Source organism: Nonomuraea sp. CA-143628 (assembly GCF_050942315.1).
Taxonomy (GTDB): domain Bacteria; phylum Actinomycetota; class Actinomycetes; order Streptosporangiales; family Streptosporangiaceae; genus Nonomuraea.
On record NZ_CP192072.1, the window covers coordinates 8,323,956 to 8,343,954 of the forward strand.

19 protein-coding genes are annotated in these 19,999 nt (G+C 68.7%); 12 read left to right on the forward strand and 7 right to left on the reverse strand.

Annotated elements, in window-relative coordinates:
- Positions 1-7 precede the first annotated feature (7 nt).
- A complete protein-coding gene (locus tag ACQP2T_RS37910) occupies positions 8-757 on the reverse strand; it encodes an SAM-dependent methyltransferase (RefSeq protein WP_433509700.1) in 750 nt (249 codons plus the stop codon).
- 362 nt (positions 758-1,119) lie between these two features.
- Here ACQP2T_RS37910 and ACQP2T_RS37915 point away from each other — a divergent pair, with 362 nt between their 5' ends.
- Complete coding sequence (locus ACQP2T_RS37915; RefSeq protein ID WP_433509701.1) at positions 1,120-2,025, forward strand: helix-turn-helix domain-containing protein; 906 nt, start codon at positions 1,120-1,122, stop codon at positions 2,023-2,025.
- Between the two features lie 162 nt (positions 2,026-2,187).
- Positions 2,188-3,207 (forward strand): LacI family DNA-binding transcriptional regulator, encoded by a 1,020-nt coding sequence (locus ACQP2T_RS37920; protein ID WP_433509702.1) that lies wholly within the window; start codon positions 2,188-2,190, stop codon positions 3,205-3,207.
- A 74-nt stretch (positions 3,208-3,281) separates the two neighbouring features.
- Here the strand turns inward: ACQP2T_RS37920 and ACQP2T_RS37925 are convergent, their stop codons facing one another.
- Complete coding sequence (locus tag ACQP2T_RS37925; protein ID WP_433509703.1) at positions 3,282-5,036, reverse strand: glycoside hydrolase family 43 protein; 1,755 nt, start codon at positions 5,034-5,036, stop codon at positions 3,282-3,284.
- Positions 5,037-5,172: 136 nt separating this feature from the next.
- Between ACQP2T_RS37925 and ACQP2T_RS37930 the strand changes: the two genes are divergently transcribed.
- From ACQP2T_RS37930 to ACQP2T_RS37955, 6 genes are all read left to right on the forward strand, one after another.
- A complete protein-coding gene (locus ACQP2T_RS37930) occupies positions 5,173-6,522 on the forward strand; it encodes an ABC transporter substrate-binding protein (RefSeq protein WP_433509704.1) in 1,350 nt (449 codons plus the stop codon).
- Between the two features lie 51 nt (positions 6,523-6,573).
- Entirely contained in the window at positions 6,574-7,506 is a 933-nt protein-coding gene (locus ACQP2T_RS37935; protein ID WP_433509705.1) for a carbohydrate ABC transporter permease, read from the forward strand.
- A complete protein-coding gene (locus tag ACQP2T_RS37940) occupies positions 7,503-8,393 on the forward strand; it encodes a carbohydrate ABC transporter permease (RefSeq protein ID WP_433509706.1) in 891 nt (296 codons plus the stop codon). Before ACQP2T_RS37935 ends, ACQP2T_RS37940 begins: the two co-directional genes overlap by 4 nt.
- A 7-nt stretch (positions 8,394-8,400) precedes the next feature.
- Complete coding sequence (gene yicI / locus ACQP2T_RS37945; protein ID WP_433509707.1) at positions 8,401-10,632, forward strand: alpha-xylosidase; 2,232 nt, start codon at positions 8,401-8,403, stop codon at positions 10,630-10,632.
- A 25-nt stretch (positions 10,633-10,657) separates the two neighbouring features.
- A complete protein-coding gene (locus ACQP2T_RS37950; protein WP_433509708.1) occupies positions 10,658-12,100 on the forward strand; it encodes a GH1 family beta-glucosidase in 1,443 nt (480 codons plus the stop codon).
- 138 nt (positions 12,101-12,238) lie between these two features.
- Positions 12,239-13,261, forward strand: a complete 1,023-nt coding sequence (locus ACQP2T_RS37955) for a zinc-dependent alcohol dehydrogenase family protein (protein WP_433509709.1) — start codon at positions 12,239-12,241, stop codon at positions 13,259-13,261.
- Positions 13,262-13,277: 16 nt separating this feature from the next.
- Here the strand turns inward: ACQP2T_RS37955 and ACQP2T_RS37960 are convergent, their stop codons facing one another.
- Both ACQP2T_RS37960 and ACQP2T_RS37965 read right to left on the reverse strand, forming a co-directional pair.
- Complete coding sequence (locus ACQP2T_RS37960; RefSeq protein WP_433509710.1) at positions 13,278-14,075, reverse strand: alpha/beta fold hydrolase; 798 nt, start codon at positions 14,073-14,075, stop codon at positions 13,278-13,280.
- A gap of 286 nt (positions 14,076-14,361) precedes the next feature.
- On the reverse strand, positions 14,362-14,595 hold the full coding sequence (locus ACQP2T_RS37965; RefSeq protein ID WP_433509711.1) for a cation transporter: 234 nt from the start codon (positions 14,593-14,595) through the stop codon (positions 14,362-14,364).
- Between the two features lie 182 nt (positions 14,596-14,777).
- On the opposite strand from ACQP2T_RS37965, the gene ACQP2T_RS37970 reads away from it, so the two are divergent.
- The gene (locus tag ACQP2T_RS37970) at positions 14,778-15,761 is read left to right on the forward strand and encodes a LuxR C-terminal-related transcriptional regulator (RefSeq protein ID WP_433509712.1); all 984 of its coding nucleotides are present in this window, start codon (positions 14,778-14,780) and stop codon (positions 15,759-15,761) included.
- Between the two features lie 68 nt (positions 15,762-15,829).
- Here ACQP2T_RS37970 and ACQP2T_RS37975 read toward each other — a convergent pair whose 3' ends face one another.
- Entirely contained in the window at positions 15,830-16,606 is a 777-nt protein-coding gene (locus tag ACQP2T_RS37975) for a hypothetical protein (protein ID WP_433509713.1), read from the reverse strand.
- 113 nt (positions 16,607-16,719) lie between these two features.
- Here ACQP2T_RS37975 and ACQP2T_RS37980 point away from each other — a divergent pair, with 113 nt between their 5' ends.
- Positions 16,720-16,935 carry a hypothetical protein gene (locus tag ACQP2T_RS37980; protein ID WP_433509714.1) on the forward strand — a complete coding sequence of 72 codons (216 nt, stop codon included), beginning with the start codon at positions 16,720-16,722 and terminating at the stop codon, positions 16,933-16,935.
- Positions 16,936-16,941: 6 nt separating this feature from the next.
- Here ACQP2T_RS37980 and ACQP2T_RS37985 read toward each other — a convergent pair whose 3' ends face one another.
- Positions 16,942-17,751: an alpha/beta fold hydrolase gene (locus ACQP2T_RS37985; protein ID WP_433509715.1), complete on the reverse strand. Its 810-nt coding sequence runs from the start codon at positions 17,749-17,751 to the stop codon at positions 16,942-16,944.
- 163 nt (positions 17,752-17,914) lie between these two features.
- Positions 17,915-18,517 carry a CGNR zinc finger domain-containing protein gene (locus ACQP2T_RS37990; RefSeq protein ID WP_433509716.1) on the reverse strand — a complete coding sequence of 201 codons (603 nt, stop codon included), beginning with the start codon at positions 18,515-18,517 and terminating at the stop codon, positions 17,915-17,917.
- 98 nt (positions 18,518-18,615) lie between these two features.
- Between ACQP2T_RS37990 and ACQP2T_RS37995 the strand changes: the two genes are divergently transcribed.
- Positions 18,616-19,068 carry a VOC family protein gene (locus ACQP2T_RS37995; RefSeq protein WP_433509717.1) on the forward strand — a complete coding sequence of 151 codons (453 nt, stop codon included), beginning with the start codon at positions 18,616-18,618 and terminating at the stop codon, positions 19,066-19,068.
- A 22-nt stretch (positions 19,069-19,090) separates the two neighbouring features.
- The gene (locus ACQP2T_RS38000; protein ID WP_433509718.1) at positions 19,091-19,975 is read left to right on the forward strand and encodes a pyridoxamine 5'-phosphate oxidase family protein; all 885 of its coding nucleotides are present in this window, start codon (positions 19,091-19,093) and stop codon (positions 19,973-19,975) included.
- Positions 19,976-19,999: the final 24 nt, after the last annotated feature.

The window sequence follows — 19,999 nt, forward strand, 5'->3', positions numbered from 1 at the left end:
CGGCGACCTATCGCTTGCGCGCCACCCCGCACAACGCGTCCACCCGCTCCGTGGAGTCCTGGAACGGGTCGGGATCGGGACGCCATTGCGGCAACGACACCACGCCGGGCGCCACGAGGTCCATGCCGTCGAAGAAGGCGGTGATCTGCTCTTCGTCGCGCAGGTTGTAGGGCACGCCGCCGCCCTCGTTGTAGTTCTCCTGGGCCTGGTCCAACGCCTGGCCGGTGACGAGGTTGACGCCGTCCCACAACGCCAGGTAGCTGCCGGGGGCCAGGCGCTCCATCAGTCTCGTCACGACCTCTGTCGGTCCCTCGTCGTCACGTACATAGCCCATGATGCCCATCAGCATGAGCGCTACCGGCCGGCTGAAGTCCAGGGTCTTGGAGGCACCGGCCAAGATCGCGTCCGGGTCGCGTAAGTCCGCTTCGATGTAGTCGGTGGCGCCTTCGCGGGTGCCCACGAGCAGGGCCTGGGCGTGCACCAGGACGAGCGGATCGTTGTCCACATAAACCACTCGGCTGGTCGGGTCGGCCTGCTGGGCGAGTTCGTGGGTGTTGTCCACAGTGGGCAGCCCGGTGCCGATATCGAGAAACTGGCGTATCCCCTGCTCCCGGACCAGATAGCGGACGATGCGGGCCAGCAGATGCCGAGACAGTTGAGCGATCCTCACGATTTCCGGGAAGTCTCTGCTGAACTCATCACCGGCCTGGCGGTCGACCGGATAGTGGTCCTTGCCGCCGAGCCAATAGTTCCACATCCGCGCAGCGTGCGGGACAGATGTGTCGATATGCCGGTGAATCGGCGATCCCCCTACAGGCGATTCGTCCGTCACGAAACCCTCCTCTAATGTCGCCTCCGTGGCTACTGAAACCTAGTGGCCGCGCTTTACCCGCGCTATACCGCGAAGGACGATAAAGTTGGATATTTCCGCATGAAGTGGCGGGGTAGTTCCCCAAGTCCGGGCGAGATCGGTCACCCTCAGCGATGATGGAACCGAACAAGTGCACGGTGAAGAAGGAACAGCCGGATGGGACCGACAGGAAATATGGTGTCTCAGCTGTCTCATGTGACAAGATGGTGACGATCGCGGCGTGGCGATTTGCCGAATTGGGAGCATAAATGCCGACTCCTCGAGGCAGTGGCGACTCGACGGAAATCTCAGGCGACACGTGGCAACGTTCCGGGCCGACGGCCTTGCGGATGCTGGTCGGCGTACGCCTGCGTCGGTTGCGCGAGTCCCACGGAATCACCCGCGGTGAGGCGGGGTCCGCCATCGGCTGCTCAGCGTCCAGGATCACCAGCTTGGAAGGCGGACGGATCGGTCTCCCGCTCGGCGATGTGGCCGACCTGCTCAGCCTGTACGGCGTCGACGAGGACGAACGCCAGATCGTGCTGGCCCTGGCCGTCCAGGCCAATGCTCCTGGCCGGTGGCAGGACTACCGAGACGTGATCCCCGACGAGTTCGAGGCGTTTCTCGGGCTGGAACAGGACGCCACGGTCATCCGCACCTACGAGGACCAGCACGTCCCGGCCCTGCTCCAGACCAAGGACTATGCCCGAGCCGTCATCGCGCAGAGCCACGAAGGCGGCGACGCCGAGCTGATCGAACGCCGGGTCGCCCTGCGGATGCACCGCCAGCGACTTCTGCTGCCACCCACGCCCCGTACGTTATGGGTGGTCATGGATGAGTCGGTGCTGCGCCGTCAGGTCGGCGACAGCGCGACGATGCGCGCCCAGATGGAGCATCTCCACGAGATGGTCAAGCTGCCGCACGTCACCCTCCAGGTGCTGCCCTTCGTGCACGGCAAGGGAGTTGACCCCTTCACCGTCCTGCGCTTCGCCGAGGCGGACCTGCCTGACGTGGTCCATCTGGAACAGACCGCCGACGCCCAATACCTCACCAGGGACGCCGACGTCCGGCCGTACCGCCATCTGCTGAACCAGCTGAGCGTCTACGCGCAGCCGGCCGGGGCGACCCCGGAGATCCTCCAGCAGATCATCGGCACGCTGTGGTCGGCGTCGTAGCCACCGGAGAGCCTCAGCACGCTGTAGCCGCGCGCGGCGGGTGTGACACCATCGATCTTCGCGTGCGCGTTCGCCCGGCCGGGGTACGCGGCGGGTGTGACACGATCGACCTGACACCGGGCAGGCCAGGACGTCGTGGTGGAAGCTGTCGGAGTGGGGTACATGAACCGGGCACCAGGCATGGTGGATGTGGCACGCGAAGCCGGCGTGTCGCACGTCACCGTGTCCCGCGTCCTGAACGATCACCCTTCGGTCCGGCCGGAGACCCGGGCCCGGGTCGAGGCCGCCATCGAGAAGCTCGGCTATCGCCGTAACAGCGTGGCCCGCGCGCTGAAGAGCCGCCGGTCCTCGACGATCGGCGTGGTCCTCGCCGGGGCCGAGCTGTACGAGCTGCCCCGCGTCCTGCGCGGCGTACAGGCCGCGGCGCAGCGGGCCGGATACTGGCTCAACCTGGCCGCCTGGCAGGGCGGCACCACCAAGGACCTGACCGAGACCCTGCAGCGGCTCACCGACCAGGCGGTGGAGGCCATCGCGGTCATCGCCGACCGGCCCATGGTGATGGACGCCCTGGCCGACATCGTCACCGGCGTGCCCATGTCGGTAATCATGTCCGGCAACGTGCCCAACCCGGATGTCGGCTTCGTCGAGCTCGACCAGGAGCTCGGCGCGCGGCTCGCCGTGCGGCACCTGCTGGAGCTCGGGCATCGCCGCATCGTTCATCTGACCGGCGCGCTGCGCACCTTCGACGCCCGCGCACGCGTCGAGGGCTGGCGGACCGCGCTGGCCGAGACGCCGGACGCCCACGGCGAGCTGCTCGAGGGCGACTTCACCGGCAACAGCGGCTACCGGCTGGCCCACTACCTCGTCACCCGCCGTACGGGCGAGCTGCCGACGGCGATCTTCGCCGGCAACGACCAGGTGGCCATGGGGGTGCTGGCCGCCTTCGCCGAACTCGGCGTCAAGGTGCCCGACGACATCTCGCTCGTCGGGTTCGACGACATCGCCGGCGCGGCCTACCTGGTGCCCGCGCTCACCACGGTCCGCCAGGACTTCGTCGGCCTCGGCGAGCGGTCCATCCAGCAGGTGCTGCGCATGATGAAGGGCGAACCGGCCTCCTCCGAGCGGATCGCCCCCGAACTGGTGGTCCGGCGCAGCACGGCGCCGCCTCGGCAGTCGCGCTAGCGCCGCGCCAACTAGCCCGCCGCCGCGCCAGGGCCGCGCTCGCTAGCCCGCCACCGCCCCGGCCGCCGCGCTGATCAGCCCGCCGTGAGCCCGCTGGTCTGCTCGGCGTGGGGTTGGTAGTCGAACCAGCGTGCGTACGCCCGTCCGTCGGTGGAGCGGCCGTTGCTGGTCGCGTACAGGCCGAGGTAGACCCCGACGAACCCGCCCGCCCGCTCGGTGCTCAAGCAGGACCGCTCGACTTCGCCCAGGCTGATCCACCGGCCGGTGTCAGGCTCCTTGAGGCGAAAGGCGTAGCGGGCCTCGTCTCCCTCGACCGCCAGCACCACCTCGCCCGTCGCGACCGGTAGGGACGCCAGGCGGGTGCTCGTACCGGCCTGGCGTACAGTCAGCACCACCTGAGCCCGCCCGCCCCCGTCCACGGTGAGGGCGAGGGTGGCGTGGTGGTCCTGGTTCTGGAAGACGGCGAGTCCGGCCTCTTCCGTCGGATGCGCCGCGGAGAAGCTGATGTGCGTCCGCGCGTCGAACCGGACATGCTGCTGGCGCCGACCCAGGAAGGTGGGCACGCCGGTGGAGGCGAGCGACTCGGCGGCGAGGACGAGGCCGAGACCGCCCCCGTCGGCCGAGGGTCTGACGCGGTCATCGACGGGTCCCCGGAGGCTGTTCCACTCCAGGCCCGGCGACGGCGCATCGAACCGCACCCGGCCCGCCACCACGGCGGCCCCCTCGCCCAGCCCGCCAAAAACGCCATCGCCCGACCCCGCAGAGGCGCCCCCGCCCAGCCCCGCGGAGGCGCTGTCGGTCAGCCCCGCGGAAGCGCCGTCGGTCGACCCCGCGGAGGCGCCAGCGCCCAGCCCCGCAGATCCCGCCCCCGCAGAGGGACCATCTCCCGGCCCTGCGGCGGTGGCGATCGACGGCAGCCGTTCCGACAGCCGCACCCCGCCCGACTCCGGGGCGAAGACCGGCCCATGAGTGCCCCAGGCGACGGGCACCAGGAACACCTCGCGGCCCAGCGTGTGCGTCCCCTCGATCGGCCGGACCCCGAGCGCCACGGCCCAGGCCTCGCCGTCGGGGGTGTCCACCAGGTCGACGTGGCCGACGTTCTGGACGGGCTCGGCCGAGCCGCGGTGCCGGTGGGTCAGCAGCGGGCTGCGCGGATCGGTGACGTACGGGCCGGTGATGGCACTCGATCGGGCCGCGGTGACGCTGTGGTTGCTCTCGGTCCCGCCTTCGGCGGCGATCAGGTAGTACACGCCGTCACGCTTGTACAGATGGGGCGCCTCCACCCACGCCCCGCGTACCGCGCCGTGCCACAGCACGTGGGTCGGGCCGACGAGCTTGAGCCGGTCGAGGTCGAGTTCGCGCATCCACAGCTCGCCGGGGCCGCCGCCGGTCGGCTGGCGGGCGTCCCGGCAGGCGGTGAACCAGCACCGGCCGTCGTCGTCGAAGAACAGCGACGGATCGATGCCCTCGGCCTCCAGCGGCATCGGATCCGACCACGGCCCGGCCGGGTCCTCGGCGGTGACGACGAAGGTGACGCTGCCCTGCCGGTTTCTGGCCAGGGTGGAGACCACGTAGAACGTGCCGTCGTGGTGGCGGATGGTCGGCGCCCAGATCCCGTCGGAGACGTCCAGGCCCTCCAGCGACAGCGGGCTCGGCCGGTCGAGGACGTGCGTGAGCTGCCGCCAGTTCACCAGGTCCCGGCTGTGAAACAGGGGGATGCCCGGGAAGTAGGCGAATGATGAGGTGACCAGGTAGAAGTCCTCACCGGCCCGGCAGATCGACGGGTCCGGATAGCAGCCGGGCAGAACCGGGTTGCGGAAGGTGGGCACGGGGGTGGACTCCGAAGCTGTGTCGGCTCTGTTACGAGCAGGGGGCTTGACAGGATGACAACGTTAACATCAGGTTAGTTCCCAACGCACGACCCGGCATTCCGCCGTGGTGCACCACCCGCCCGAGGAGACCGTGATGACCCCACCGACCCCCCGACCGCGCCGTCGCTGGACGATGGCCGCCGCGCTCGCGGTCGCCCTGACGGCGAGCGTGGCCGCCTGCTCGTCCGCCGACACGCCCTCCTCGGGCACCTCGGGCACCGAGGCCGCCAAGGGTCCGGTCACGCTCCAGGTCTGGACCTGGAACCTCAAGGGCGACGATCCGCGGGCCAAGGCGATCATCGACAAGTACCACCAGGAGAACCCGAACGTCACCATCAAGCTTTCGGAGGTCGGCGGAACCGCCGACACCGCCTCCAAGTTGCTGGCCGCCGACCAGGCCGGCGACACCCCTGACGTGGCGCAGGTGGAGTACCGCGGCCTGCCCGCCCTGGTGGTGGCCGGAGTCGTCAAGGACGTCACCGCCGACGTGGCCGCCCTCAAGTCCGGCATCGAGCCCAACATCTGGGCCCTGACCACCTTCAACAACCAGGTCTACGGCGTGCCCCAGGACATCGGGCCGATGATGTTCACCTACCGCAAGGACCTGTTCGACAAGTACGGTGCCAAGGTCCCCACCACCTGGGCCGAGTACGCCAAGGCGGCCGAGCAGATCCACAAGAAGAACCCCGAGGCCTACATCGCCAGCTTCTCCGCCGCCCAGCTGGAGTTCTTCGCCGCGCAGGCCGCCCAGGCCGGCGCCCAATGGTGGAGCAACGACGGCAAGGCCTGGAAGGTCGGCATCGACAGCGAGCCGTCGCTGAAGACCGCCGACTTCTGGGAGGACCTCGTGAAGCGGGACCTGGTCAAGGTCGAGCCGCTGCTCACGCCGGAATGGAACGCTCAGGTCAACGACGGCAAGCTGCTGAGCTGGGCCGCCGCCGCCTGGGCCCCCAACGTGATCCACTCGGTGGCGCCCGACACCGCCGGCAAGTGGGAGTCGGCGCCGCTGCCGCAGTGGACGGGCGGCGACCCCGCCGTCCCGTTCCTGGGCGGCTCCGCCTTCCTGGTGCCGGCCAAGTCGAAGCACGCCAAGGAGGCCGCGGCCTTCGCCGCCTGGCTCGGCGCCTCCGACGAGGGCTCCAAGCTGCAGCTCTCCCTCGACATCTACCCCGGCGGCAACGCCGGCCGCCAGGCGACCCTGAGCCACGAGCCGCCCAAGCTGATGCCGCAGCAGAAGGACTTCTACCAGGTCGCCGACCAGGTGATCAAGAACACCACCATCCCGGTGACCTGGGGACCCAACGTGAACGTGTCGCAGACCGCCTTCGGAGACGCGCTCAACAAGGCCGCGCTCAACAAGAGCTCCTTCCGCGAGGTATACAAGGCCACGCAGCAGGCAGTCGTCGCCGACCTGGAGAAGTCCGGCTACACCGTCACCAAGTAAGACGCCGAGGGCCCGTCGGGGCCCTCGGTCCGACCCCATCCTGGATGTCTCATGCCCGCCAACCCCGCTGGCCGGCGCTCGCGCCTCCGCTTCCGCGGCGCCGCCACCCCGTGGCTGTTCGCCACGCCCGCGATCGTGTTGTTCACCCTGTTTCTGATCATCCCGATCGGTTACGCGATCTACCTGAGCTTCCGCGGCTTCCGCATCGACGGCGGTGGCGCGTTCGGGCGGCGGGTGCAGACTTTCGTCGGCTTCGACAACTATCTCGCCGCGCTCACCGATCCCGAATACGTCGCCGGGCTCGGCCGGGTGCTGCTCTACGGCCTCATCTCCATTCCCAGCGTGCTGGGCCTGGCGCTGCTGTTCGCGCTGCTGCTGGACACCCCCAGGGTGCGGGCGCGCGGCTTCACGCGTACCGCGATCTTCCTGCCGTACGCGGTGCCCGGCGTCATCGCCAGCCTCCTGTGGGGCTTCCTCTACCTGCCCAGCACCAGCCCGCTCAACTACCTCGCCAAGCAGTTGCACGCCGGGCCGCTGGACTTCTTCAGCTTTCCCACCCTGTACTTCTCGCTGGCCAACATCGCGCTGTGGTCCGGCGTCGGCTTCAACATGATCATCATCTTCACCTCGCTGCGCGCCATCCCCACCTCCGTCTACGAGGCGGCCCGCATCGACGGGGCCAGCGAGCTGCAGATCGCCTGGCGCATCAAGATCCCCTTGGTGGCGCCCGCGCTCGTGCTCACCGGCCTGTTCTCCGTGATCGGCACCCTGCAGCTGTACAGCGAGCCGGCCACGCTGCGGCCGATGTCGACCACCATCAGCTTCACCTGGGTGCCGCTGATGAAGATCTATCAAGAGGCGTTCATGAACGACAATCTCGGCGGGGCCGCCGCCGCCTCCGTCGTCCTGGCCCTGGGCATCCTGGTCCTGTCCATGTTGCTGCTGCGTTTCTTCCAGCGCCGTACCTTCGGGGACAACGCATGACCGCCGCCCTCCAGAGCCGCACCGGTGATCGCCAGTTCCGCCGGCGCCGCGCGGGTGCGGCGCGACGGCCGCGGCTGGCGCTGATCGTGCTGCTGCTCGGCGCGCTCTACTGTCTGGCCCCCGTGGTCTGGGTGGTCGCCGCCGCCTCGAAGACCTCGCGCGAGTTGTTCACCACCTTCTCCTTCGCGCCCGGCAGCGGCTTCTTCGACAACCTTGCCAACCTGAGCGCGTACGGGGGCGGCCAGTTCTGGCAGTGGGGGCTGAACTCCCTGCTGTACGCCGGGCTCGGCGCGGTCCTGTCCACGCTGGTGTCGGCCATGGCCGGCTATGCCCTGGCCAAGTTCCGCTTCCGCGGCAGCCAGGTCCTGTTCTCGGTGATCCTCGCCGGCGTGCTGGTGCCCGGCATCGTGCTGGCCGTCCCGCAGTATCTCCTCATGGCGGCCGTCGGCCTGGCCGGGACCTACTGGTCCGTACTCCTGCCCGTGATCATCAACCCGTTCGGCATCTTCCTGTGCCGGGTCTTCGCCAACGCCGCGGTCCCGCAGAGCACCCTGGAGGCGGCCCGTCTGGACGGCGCCGGTGAGTTCCGCATCTTCGGCGGCATCGTGCTGCCCATGATGACGCAGGGGCTGGTGACGGTGTTCCTGCTGCAGTTCGTCGGCATCTGGAACAACTTCCTGCTGCCCTTCATCATGCTCTCCGACCAGGACAAATACCCCATCACTCTCGGCCTGTACACGTTCATGGGAAAGGGCGCGGGCGACGGCGACCTCTACTCGCTGGTCATCATGGGCTCGGCCGTGTCCGTCATCCCGCTGATCATTCTGGTCCTGGTCCTGCAGCGCTTCTGGCGCGCCGACCTGCTGGCCGGCGGATTGAAGGGATGATCCACTGATGAAGTTCACCGACGGTCTCTGGCAGTTGCGTCCCGGCGTCACCGCGCTGTACGCCGCCGAGGCCCACGACATCTGGGCGGAGGACGGGACGGTCACCGTGACCGCGCCCACCACCGTCATCCACCGCCGGGGCGACACGCTCAACCGGCCGGTGCTCTCGCTGACCCTGTCGTCACCGCTACCGGACGTGATCCGCGTACGCGTCGACCACCACGTGGGAGGCGGTGAGGAACGCGGCTTCGACCTGCCCGGCGCCGAGGACGGCCACGGCGTCGTCAAGGCGGACGACACGAACGGGGCGACGCTCACCAGCGGCGCGCTGAGCGCGACCATCGCGCCCGGAGCCCCGTGGAACCTGTCCTTCCACGGTGACGGACGCCCGCTGACCGCCAGCGGCCACAAGTCCATCGGCTACTTCCGGCTCGCCGAGGACGCGCACGTCGATTCGGCGCCGGTCGGCGCCGCCCGCTCCTCCGTCCACCTCGCCCAGCAGCTCTCGCTCGGCGTGGGCGAGGTGGTGTACGGGCTGGGCGAGCGCTTCGGGCCGCTGGTCAAGAACGGCCAGACCGTGGAGATCTGGAACGCCGACGGCGGGACCTCCTCCGAGCAGGCGTACAAGAACGTGCCGTTCTACCTGACCAACCGCGGATACGGCGTCTTCGTCAACCATCCCGGGCATGTCTCGTACGAGATCGGGTCGGAGGCGGTGCAGCGTGCGCAGTTCTCGGTCGCGGGAGAGAGCCTCGAGTATTTCGTGATCTACGGGCCGACGCCCAAGCGGATCCTCGAACGCTACACCGCGCTCACCGGCCGCCCCGCCCGCCTGCCCGCGTGGTCCTACGGCCTGTGGCTGTCGACCTCGTTCACCACCGACTACGACGAGCGGACGGTGACGTCCTTCATCGACGGCATGGCCGAGCGCGACCTGCCGCTGTCGGTCTTCCACTTCGACTGCTTCTGGATGCGCGAGTTCAACTGGTGCGACTTCGCGTGGGACCCACGCGTCTTCCCCGACCCCGAGGGCATGCTCGCCCGTCTGCGCGCGAAGGACCTGCGCGTCTGCGTGTGGATCAACCCGTACATCGCCCAGCGCTCGCCACTGTTCGCCGAGGCCGCCGGGCGGGGCTTCCTGCTGAAGCGTCCCGACGGGTCGGTCTGGCAGTGGGACCTGTGGCAGCCCGGCATGGGGCTGGTCGACTTCACCAATCCCGAGGCGACGCGGTGGTTCCAATCCAAGCTGCGCGCGCTTCAAAACCAGGGAGTCGACGCTTTCAAAACCGACTTCGGGGAGCGCATCCCGCTCGACGTCGCCTATTTCGACGGGTCCACGCCCGAACGGATGCACAATCTCTACACGCACCTCTACAACACGGCCGTGTTCGAGGTGCTGGAGGAACAGCGCGGCCGGGGCGAGGCGGTGCTGTTCGCGCGGTCGGCGACCGCGGGCGGCCAGCGGCTGCCGGTCCACTGGGGCGGCGACGCGGGGTCGAGCTACGAGTCCATGGCGGAGACCCTGCGCGGCGGCCTGTCGCTCGCGTTCTCCGGCTTCTCCTTCTGGAGCCACGACATCGGCGGCTTCGAGGGCACCCCGGATCCCGGCGTCTTCAAGCGCTGGGTAGCCTTCGGGCTGATGTCCTCCCACTCGCGGCTCCACGGCTCCTCCTCCTACCGTGTGCCCTGGGCCTTCGACGAGGAGGCGGTCGAGGTGACCCGGCTGTTCACGAAACTCAAGCTCCGCCTGATGCCGTACCTGTTCCAGGTGGGCCTCCAGGCCCACGAGAGCGGGACGCCCGTCATGCGGCCGATGGCGATGGAGTTCCCCGAGGATCGCAACGTCGCCCACCTCGACACCCAGTACATGCTGGGCCCCGACCTGCTCGTCGCGCCGGTCTTCAGCCCGGACGGTACGGTCGAGGTCTACCTACCGGACGGCACGTGGACGAACCATCTGACGGGCGAGCGCGTCGAGGGCGGACGCTGGCGCACCGAGTCGCACGGCTTCACCTCGATGCCGATCTACGTACGCGAAGGTGCCGTCCTGCCCATCGGGGCCAGGGACGACCGGCCGGACTACGACTACCTCGACGGCCTGACCCTCCGCGTGTACCCGGGACCGGACGGCGAGACCACCCTCACGGTCACCGACCAGGTGTTCACCATCACCCGCTCCGGTGGCCAGGTTTCCATCTCTTCTTCCCTCGCCTCCGGCTGGACCTACGAACTCGCCTGACGGCGCCACGAAACGAGGATTCTTCATGACGCCCAACCGCGACGACTACCGCGAATCCGGCCTGACCTTCCCCGCCGGCTTCCTCTTCGGCTCCGCCACCGCCTCGTACCAGATCGAAGGCGCGGCGACCGAGGACGGGCGCGGGCCGTCCATCTGGGACACCTTCTCCCGCACGCCCGGCAAGGTGTGGAACGGCGACACCGGAGACGTGGCCGACGACCACTACCACCGCCTCGAAGAGGATCTCGACCTCATGAGCGAGCTCGGGCTGGAGGCCTACCGCTTCTCGATCGCCTGGCCGCGCATCCAGCCCACCGGCCGCGGCCCGGCCAACCCGAAGGGGCTGGACTTCTACGGCCGCCTCGTCGACGGCCTCCTCGCTCGCGGGATCACCCCCGTCGCCACCCTCTACCACTGGGACCTGCCCCAGGCGCTCGAGGACGAGGGCGGCTGGACCGACCGCCGGACGGCGTACGCCTTCGCCGACTACGCCCGCGTCGTCGGCGAGGCGCTGGGCGACCGCGTGGCCGTGTGGACGACCCTCAATGAGCCCTGGTGCTCGGCCTATCTCGGCTACGGCTCGGGCGCGCACGCACCCGGCCGTACCGACGGCGCCGCGGCCCTCGCGGCCGTGCACCACCTCAACCTGGCGCACGGCCTGGCCGTCCAGGAGCTGCGGCAGGTGGTCACCAACGCGCCCCAATACGCGATCACCCTCAATTTCCACGTCCTGCGGGGCGAGGGCGACGGCGGCGCGGAGGCCGTGCGCCGCATCGACGCCCTGGCCAACCGCGCCTTCACCGGCCCGCTGCTGCGCGGAGAGTATCCGGCCGACCTGCTCCAGGACACCGCCGGCGTCACCGACTGGTCGTTCGTCCACGAAGGCGACCTCGCGATCATCCACCAGCCGCTCGACCTGCTCGGCGTCAACTACTACTCGACCACGACCGTACGTCTCTGGGACGGCGTGAGCCCGCGGCAGAGCAACGACGGCCACAAGGACATGGGCGGCTCACCCTGGCCGGGGGCCGACCAGGTGGAGTTCGTCGCGCAGGCCGGACCGTACACCGACATGGGCTGGAACATCGATCCGGGCGGTCTGGAGGAGCTCCTGCTCCACCTGCACGCCGAATTCCCCGGGCAGGCCCTCATGATCACGGAGAACGGCGCGGCCTTCCCGGACGAGCTCACCGTCGAGGCCGACGGGACGCGAGCCGTGCACGACGCTCTGCGCACCGACTACCTCCGGCGCCACTTCGTGGCCGCCCACCGCGCGCTCCAGGGCGGCGTCGACCTGCGCGGGTACTTCGTGTGGTCCCTCATGGACAACTTCGAGTGGGGGTACGGCTACTCCAAGCGGTTCGGCATCGTGCACGTCGACTACGCCACGCTGCGGCGTACCCCGAAGGACAGCGCGCACTGGTACCGCGACCTCATCTCCGACCGCACCATCCCGGCGCTGCCGTAACCTTCCAAGGCTTGCGGGCTCCCCGCAACGACATCGCCATCTTCTCTGCCGATGACGGTCAAACGGTCACGCGGCCCGGCCTGGGCCGCCGGGTCCGCGCCGACACTGGTCTCCACATCATCGGCAAGGAGAACTCTCATGCGTGGCGCCGTACTGCACGCTCCCCGTGACGTCCGGGTGGAAGAGCGCGAGGACCCGAAGATCCTCGCCCCCACCGACGCGATCATCCGCCTGCCCGCGACCTGTGTCTGCGGGTCGGACCTGTGGCCGTATCGCGGGATCGACGCCGTCCAGGAACCGTCCCCGATGGGTCACGAGTACGTCGGCATCGTCGAGGAGGTCGGCAGCCAGGTCACGACGATCCGGCCGGGCCAGTTCGTGATCGGGTCCTTCTTCGCCTCCGACAACACCTGCGAGATCTGCCGGGCCGGCTACCAGAGCTCCTGCGTTCACCGGGAGCTGATGGGCCCGCTCGGCGCTCAGGCGGAGCTGCTGCGCGTACCGCTCGCCGACGGCACGCTCGTCGCCACCCCGGACGTCCCCTCACCGGATCTCATCCCCAGCTTCCTGGCCGCGTCCGACGTGCTGGGCACCGGCTGGTTCGGCGCGATCGCCGCGCAGGCCGCTCCCGGCAAGACGGTCGTGGTCGTCGGCGACGGCGCGGTCGGCCTGCTCGCGGTGCTGGCCGCCAAACAGCTGGGCGCGGAGCGGATCATCGCGATGAGCCGCCACGAGTCCCGGCAGCGGCTCGCCCGTGACTTCGGCGCGACGGACATCGTCACCGAACGCGGCGACGAGGGCGTGGCGGTGATCAAGGAACTCACCGGCGGCCTCGGCGCCCACTCGGTCGTCGAGGCCGTCGGCACCCAGGAGTCGATGATGCAGGCCATCCGCTCCACCCGGCCCGGCGGCTACGTCGGCTACGTGGGCGTGGCCCACGACGTCGCGCTGCCCGGAGAGGAGCTGTTCTTCTCCCATGTGCACCTGCACGGCGGGCCGGCCCCGGTCCGTCAGTATCTGCCCGAGTTCGTCGACCTGATCTTGGACCGCCGGATCGACCCCGGCAAGGTCTTCGACCTCGAACTACCGCTGGAGCAGGCCGCCGAGGGCTACCAGGCCATGGACGAACGCCGCGCCATCAAGGTCCTCCTGCGCCCATAGACTCCCGCCGCTTGGTTCACTCCGCGACGTGGGCGAGGGTACGCATGAGCTCCGTGGCGAAGGCGGGGACGTCGGTGATGAATCCGATGTGCCCACCGGGTAGCTCGGCCACGTCTCTGTCCAGGTGCCGGCCCAGCTCCAGGGTCGCCTCGTAGCACGGGCGCCCCTGCGACAGGCGGCCGGCCGCGGGGATGACGCGGTCGGCGTGCGGGGCGAGCGCGACGAGATCCACGGGGGCGGGCGGGTACTGGCGCAGCTCGTGCTCGAACCAGTAGGTGGCGTTGGCGTCGTTCCTGGGGGCGCGGGCCATGTGCTGCTGATCCGACGGCGCGAACGTCCGCTCCCTGAACGCCCGCATCGCCGGCTCGATCCCTTCTCGCAGGTACAGGTCGTACACCTCGGAGAAGACGGCCGCCCACTTGTCGCCGTCAGGGAGCAGCCGCAGGGCGGGCGGCTCGTACGGGATGAGCGTGCGCACCACGGACGGGTGGCGGGCGAGGAGTTCCAGGGCGACGGTCGCCCCGGAGCTGGCGCCGAAGACGATCACCGGGTCGGCACTCAGGTGCTCGATCAGGCGCCATGCGTCGTCGGCGTCCGTTTCCAGGCGACGGCCGTAGTCCTGGGGACCGTCGAGATGGCTCCGGGAGAAGCCGCGGCGGTCGTAGACGACGACGGTGTGCCGCGCGGCCAGCTGCGGGATGAGCGCCCGGTAGACGTCGGCCACTCCGGGCGCTCCCGTGATCAGGACCATCACGGGGCCGCTGCCATGGGTCTCGTAGTAGAGGCGGGCCCCTGGGACTTCGAGAGTGCTCATGCGATGTGGACTCCTCGCCGGCTCTGCGATTTTGCGATACATAGTGTATATATCAGATTCACCTTGTCCACTTGAAGAGACAGAGTGGTCGCTCACCAGGATCTGATCTCGAAAGGACGGCCACGCAAAGCGCAGGAGCGCGACGAGATCGGGAGCGAACCTGGACCTGCGCGCGCCGGCCCGTATCGGCGGGGACCGCCGCCGATACGGCACCGACGACCTCTATCGCGTCGAGACCCAGGCCTCGCTGGGGCTCACTCGACCGCGCGCTGGAGTGCGCGGCACATCACGTTGCCTCGACGCCGCAACCGGCCGCTTCCATGGCGGCCCGCACCTCCAGCTCGTTCACGGGGCCGTCGGTCAGGATGCTCACCCGAGATTCCGCCGGATCGACGTCGACCCCCACAACTCCCGGCACCTGGATGATCTCCGCCTTGACGGCGCCAAGACAGTGCTCGCACGTCTCCGGCGACAGGCCGGTGACGCAGTAGGCGACAAGGCTGTACGCAACGGTGATCAATGGGATTCCTCCTCGTTCGCGGCGATGACGTTTCGCCTCACTCACCGATCGTGCTGCAGGCCAGAGTGTCTGTGGAGGGCGCGAGAGCTTCCGAAGTAGGACATGGCGGAAATCAGAACTCTTTGCCGACAAAGGCGCTGATATGCCAATGTGCAGGATTGATCCAGTAGGAAGGGAGCCAGGTGGACAACGGGGCATTTTCCGGGGACGACGGCGTTGCGCGCTCTCTGTACGCCCGCATGCGCCAGGACGGCGAGTCACTTTCCGAGGCCGCGGCGAAGCTGAGCCTGACAGCGGCGGACATCGACCGGGCCCGCGACGAGCTCACCCGGCTCCACCTGCTGAACCCGGAGACACAGGCCGCCGCCGACCTGACCGCCGCGCTCAATCGCAGCCTGCAGAGCAGCCATCGGATGCTCGACAACCTCGTCGAGCAGCACGTCAAGATCGCCACACTGGCCAAGAACTACCTCGGCCTGCCCAAGCGGACGGACGACCACGCCAACATCGAGTATTTCCCATGGCCCGACCACCGCCGGCGGCTCCACGACCGGCTCAGCGAGCTGTCCGAACTGGCCGAACACGAGGTGCTCGGCATGCACCCGATCGCTGCCTGGACGCGTGAATCTCTCGACGCGGGCCTGGCGCGCAGCGAGGCGAACATCCGCAACGGCGTACGGGTGCGGAGTCTGCACGCCCAGATCGCCATGTCGAACCCGCTGATCCGCGAGTACACGGTGCGGTGGCGGGAGCTGGGCATGGAGATACGGGTCACCCCGGTGATCCCCACACGCATGGTCATCTACGACCGTACGGCCGCCGTCGTCCAGACCGACCCTGAAAACCTGGACGCCGGCACTGTCCTGATCCGAGGCGCCGACGTGGTGAAATCCCTCGCGGCGATCTACGACTACTGCTGGACGACCGCCTCCGAGCCCGAGGACGTGCCCCGCTCCCCCGACGGCTCCTCACTCACCGAACAGCAGCGCGCGGTGCTGCGCATGCTGGCCGCCGGCATGAAGGACTCCGCCATCGCCCGAAGCATGGGCGTCTCCACCCGTACCGTCACCCGCGTGGTGGGCGAGCTGACGGTATTGCTGGGAGCGGGCAGCCGCTTCCAAGCAGGTGTCCGAGCGGCCCGGCTCGGCTGGCTCGACACCCACTGACCGCACGCCGACGACCTGCGCCCCGTACGGGAGCGGCGAGGCACCGTCCGGGCCGTACGGGAGCGGCGTCAGTCGCCCAGGATCTGGGCCGTGGGCTGGGGCTGCTGCCACATGTCACGGCCGTTGCTCCACAGCTCGGCGGCATGGTAGGCGAACCGGTCGAACAGGCCGTCGTCCTGGCACCGCCTCAGGTGCAGCATGGGCGAGTCGTGCCCGACCAGCTTGGCCAGATGAGGCGTGACAAGCATGTCCGAGTCGAACCGGAACACGCTCATGGCGATGTGCGCATCCCCGTAGCGCGCCTCGATCCCGGGAACGTCGCGCAGCTGCTTGATCTCCGACAGCGTGATGCGGATACGCGTGGAGACGGTCAACGGGACGTTCTCCACTTCCTCACGGCTGCGTGTGACATCGCTCTCCGGGTCGCCGACGAGAAACCGGATCTTGCAGCCCTGCTGAGCCTTCCGTTTGAGCACCTTTGCCAGATTCGGGTGTTCCAGCCATAGGAAATAATTCGTGTAACCGGCGAACACGATCTCATTTCGCGCAGAGTTGATGAGGTCACGCCAAATTGATGTCGGGCATGCCGACCGATACGGATAAGTGGTCAAGACTTCCTTGTCCGGCCCCATTTTCACCGCATTGCGAATCGCGTCTGGCCATAGCACGGCTGTCTCAACTCCTAGTGCCTCTGCGGCGGCCCACTGGTGCCGCAGGTGCGGGACACGAGTCTCGTCCTGCAGCCAGCGTTCCACCGTCTTGACGTCCACGCCACACCGGTCGGCCAAATTCTGGTTCGTGACCTGGGCGTTCAGCATGGCACTGCGTAGGGCGACGTTAGCCACGGGACACCTTGGGGGTGGAGGACGCCAGGGACGTTTTGAGCCTAACGCCATAACGTCCTGGACGTCTAAATAACGCGGTTGGTTCGTCGCTCTTCAGTAAGCACGCTGACCACATGTTCACGCCGGTAATTCTCGAAGACCTCCAGGAGACTTTTCCTGGTTGGCGTATTTGGCGCAGTTCCGCAGGACGCCTCTGGGCAACTCGAAACGGCCGACACCTGTCGCCGTACGAGGTGGATCACGGCCTCTGTCAGACGGTCGACGCCGACGACCTCGCCCAGCTCGCCGAGCAGTTGAGGGAGCAGGACGCGGTGGACCGAGCCCTGTGACGCTCCCTACGTACCCGCCAGGAATCGGACGAGCGGTCCGTGGGTCTCCTCGGGACAGTCGTCGTGGAGTGAGTGCCCGCCACCCGGCACGGTGCGGACTTCGGCCTGGGGCAGGTGTGTGACGAACCGCCTGGCGAGGCTCGCCGGGAAGTAGCGGTCCCGGTCGCCCCACAGCAGCAGGACGGGAGCTCGTACCAGATGGAGATCCCTTTCGGTGGCCGCCCAGCTCACCGAGCGTTCGACCCGCAGGACGTCGTCGAGCCGGGACGATCGCATCGTGCGTTCGAGGTCGTCGATCCGGTCTTCGGGAACACGGTCTCGATGGGCGAACGACTTGATCAGCATGTGCCGGATAGAGGGCCGCAGCAACCGGCGAAAGACCAGTTCGCCCACGACCGGGAGCCGGGCGAGGCGGAATTCCCACGCGTCCTTGACGTCCAGGCCGGCCGGAGCGATCAGGGCCAGGCGGGTCACCGTGTCCGGGTGGAGTTCGGCGAAGCGCAGGGCGAAGCCGCCGCCCCAGGAATGACCGACGATCGCCGTACGCCCGAGGCCGACCGCATCGAGAAAGTCCCCGATGAGACGCACCACTCCGTCCACCCCCAGGGAGAGGCCGCGGTCGAGGATCTCTGTGGCGCCCTGCCCAGGCGGGTCCAGGGCATAGACGGTGTGGCGCTGGGAGAGGATCGGGATCAGGTCCTGGAAGGTGAACCGCCAGCCACCGGCTCCCGGCAGCAGGAGGACAGGCGGGCCGCTTCCGGCTCGCGCGTAGTGAAAGCGGGCCAAAGCCGTCTCCACGACCACTCCGGCCGGCATGACTCGACCACTGCTTTCGTCAACCGACACAGTTCCTCCAGCAAGCCATTAACTCGAACATCGATGTTCAGGTTAATCGCAGAACGGGCGGGACGTCGAGGCATGTGGCGGGTTGGGCTGCTCGATCGACGCCAGGCCGACTATGCGCCCAGGGCCATGGCCCTCAGCCCTCGGCCCCCTGCCGCACCTTGGCGTAGTGACGGGCGGCTCGCGCCCGGTTGCCGCAACCGGGTGAGCACCACTCTCGCCGTGCGGTGTCGCGGACGAAGTACAGCACGCAGCCCGGGCCATGACAGGCGGACAGCTGCTCACGCAGCGGCCCGGCGAACAGGTCGATGGCGTCTTCGGCCAGGGCGGCGAGGGCGGCGGCTACCGGGCGGCCGGCGGCGCGCACCGTCGTGTGCGGCTCAGGGGTGGTGCGCAACTCGCGCCAGCGCGGGGTCAGCCCCACGTGACGATTGAGGGTCGCGACCACGTCCGCATCGGGTTCACGATCGTTGACGGCCGCGGCGGCGAGGGCTCGGACGGCGTCTCGGAGCTCCCTGGCAAGACGCAGGTCACCGTCGGTCACACCCTGGATGTCGGCATCGGTGAGTGCGACCGCCAGGTGTGGGCGCATGTCGCGCAGCCACGCCGCCAGATGCTCGACGCTCCGCAAGCCATCCTTGCGGCGGCCCCTCACCGCGTACGTGGTGTTGCCGAGTTCGATGGACGGCGGTTCACCGAGGAACGGAGCGCCGCCATCCGCGAGGTGTGCCACTTCCACTCTTCTAACGCTATCTCCAGCTTGACACCGTTACAAACTACGCGCCATATTCTAATGGTCCACCGACCGGTGAAACGTTAGAACATTGGAGATCCTCTATGAGCACACCGGCCCTGAAGACCGGGCACGTCGGCCTGAACGTGACCGACCTGCCGCGTTCCATCGCCTTCTACCGCCGGGTCTTCGACTTCGAGGTCATGGGCGAGCGGACTGACGGCGACCGCAGATTCGCCTTCCTCGGCCGCGACAGCACCCTGCTGGTCACGCTGTGGCAGCAGAGCGGCGGCACGTTCGCCACCGACCGGCCCGGCCTGCACCACCTGTCGTTCCAGGTACCCGACATCGAGGCGGTTCGTCGCGCCGAGGCCACCTTGCGGGAGCTCGGCGTACAACCGGCCTATGACGGGATCGTCCCGCACGGCGAGGGCTCGTCCTCCGGCGGTGTCTTCTTCGCCGACCCGGACGGCATCCGCCTGGAGATCTACGCGCCGAGCGGCGCCGACACCGCGCCCGCGCCCACACAGGGCGCGCCGACGTGCGGCTTCTTCTAACACATGGGGAAAGGGGTCCCTCATGCTTCACCGAGGTGAACACGCAGTACAGCGCCGCGCCGGTCTGACCACCGACCGCTTGGGATCAGCCGGTGTGCGGGCGACCATCCCGCCGGTGGCGGCGGAGTTCGTCGGCCGGCAGCGCCTGATGGTGCTCGCGACCGCCGACGACGCCGGCGCGGCCTGGGCCGGCGTGCTCACCGGCCCGCCCGGCTTCGCCACCGCCCCCGACGACCGTACCGTCATCGCCGACCGGCTTCCCGGCACCGGCGATCCGCTCGCGGACCTCTTCGAGACCGAGCGGCCGGTGGGCATGCTCATGATCGAGCCGGCCACCCGGAGGCGGATGCGGGTCAACGGCCGCGCGCGCCGTCACGGAGATCAGCTCTTGGTACGCACCGAACAGGTGTACTCCAACTGCCCGAAATACCTGCAAACCCGCGCCTACATCGACGACTCGCCCTCCACGAGCAGGACAGCACTCGTCACCGGCGAACTCACCACCGGTCAGCAGCAGTGGATCGCCGCGGCCGACACGTTCTTCATCGGCACTTACGCCGCAGGGCTCGGGGCCGACGCCTCACATCGCGGCGGCAACCCCGGGTTCGTCACAGTGACCGGCAGCCGCCGGCTGACCTGGCCCGACTACGTCGGCAACTCGATGTACATGACGTTGGGCAACCTTGAGCTCGAACCGCGCTGCGGGCTGCTGTTCCTGGACTGGGAGAACGGTCACACCCTGCACCTGACCGGCCGCGCCCGCGTCGACTGGGACCAGGACCGGGCGGCCGCGGTGCCCGGCGCGCAACGGCTGATCGACTTCGACGTCGAAAGAGTCGTCCAGATCGCCGGTGGCCTCCCCCAGCGGTGGTCATTCGACGAGTACTCCAGGTTCAATCCCGCCTGAACGCCTCGCGGCTGATCCGGGTAG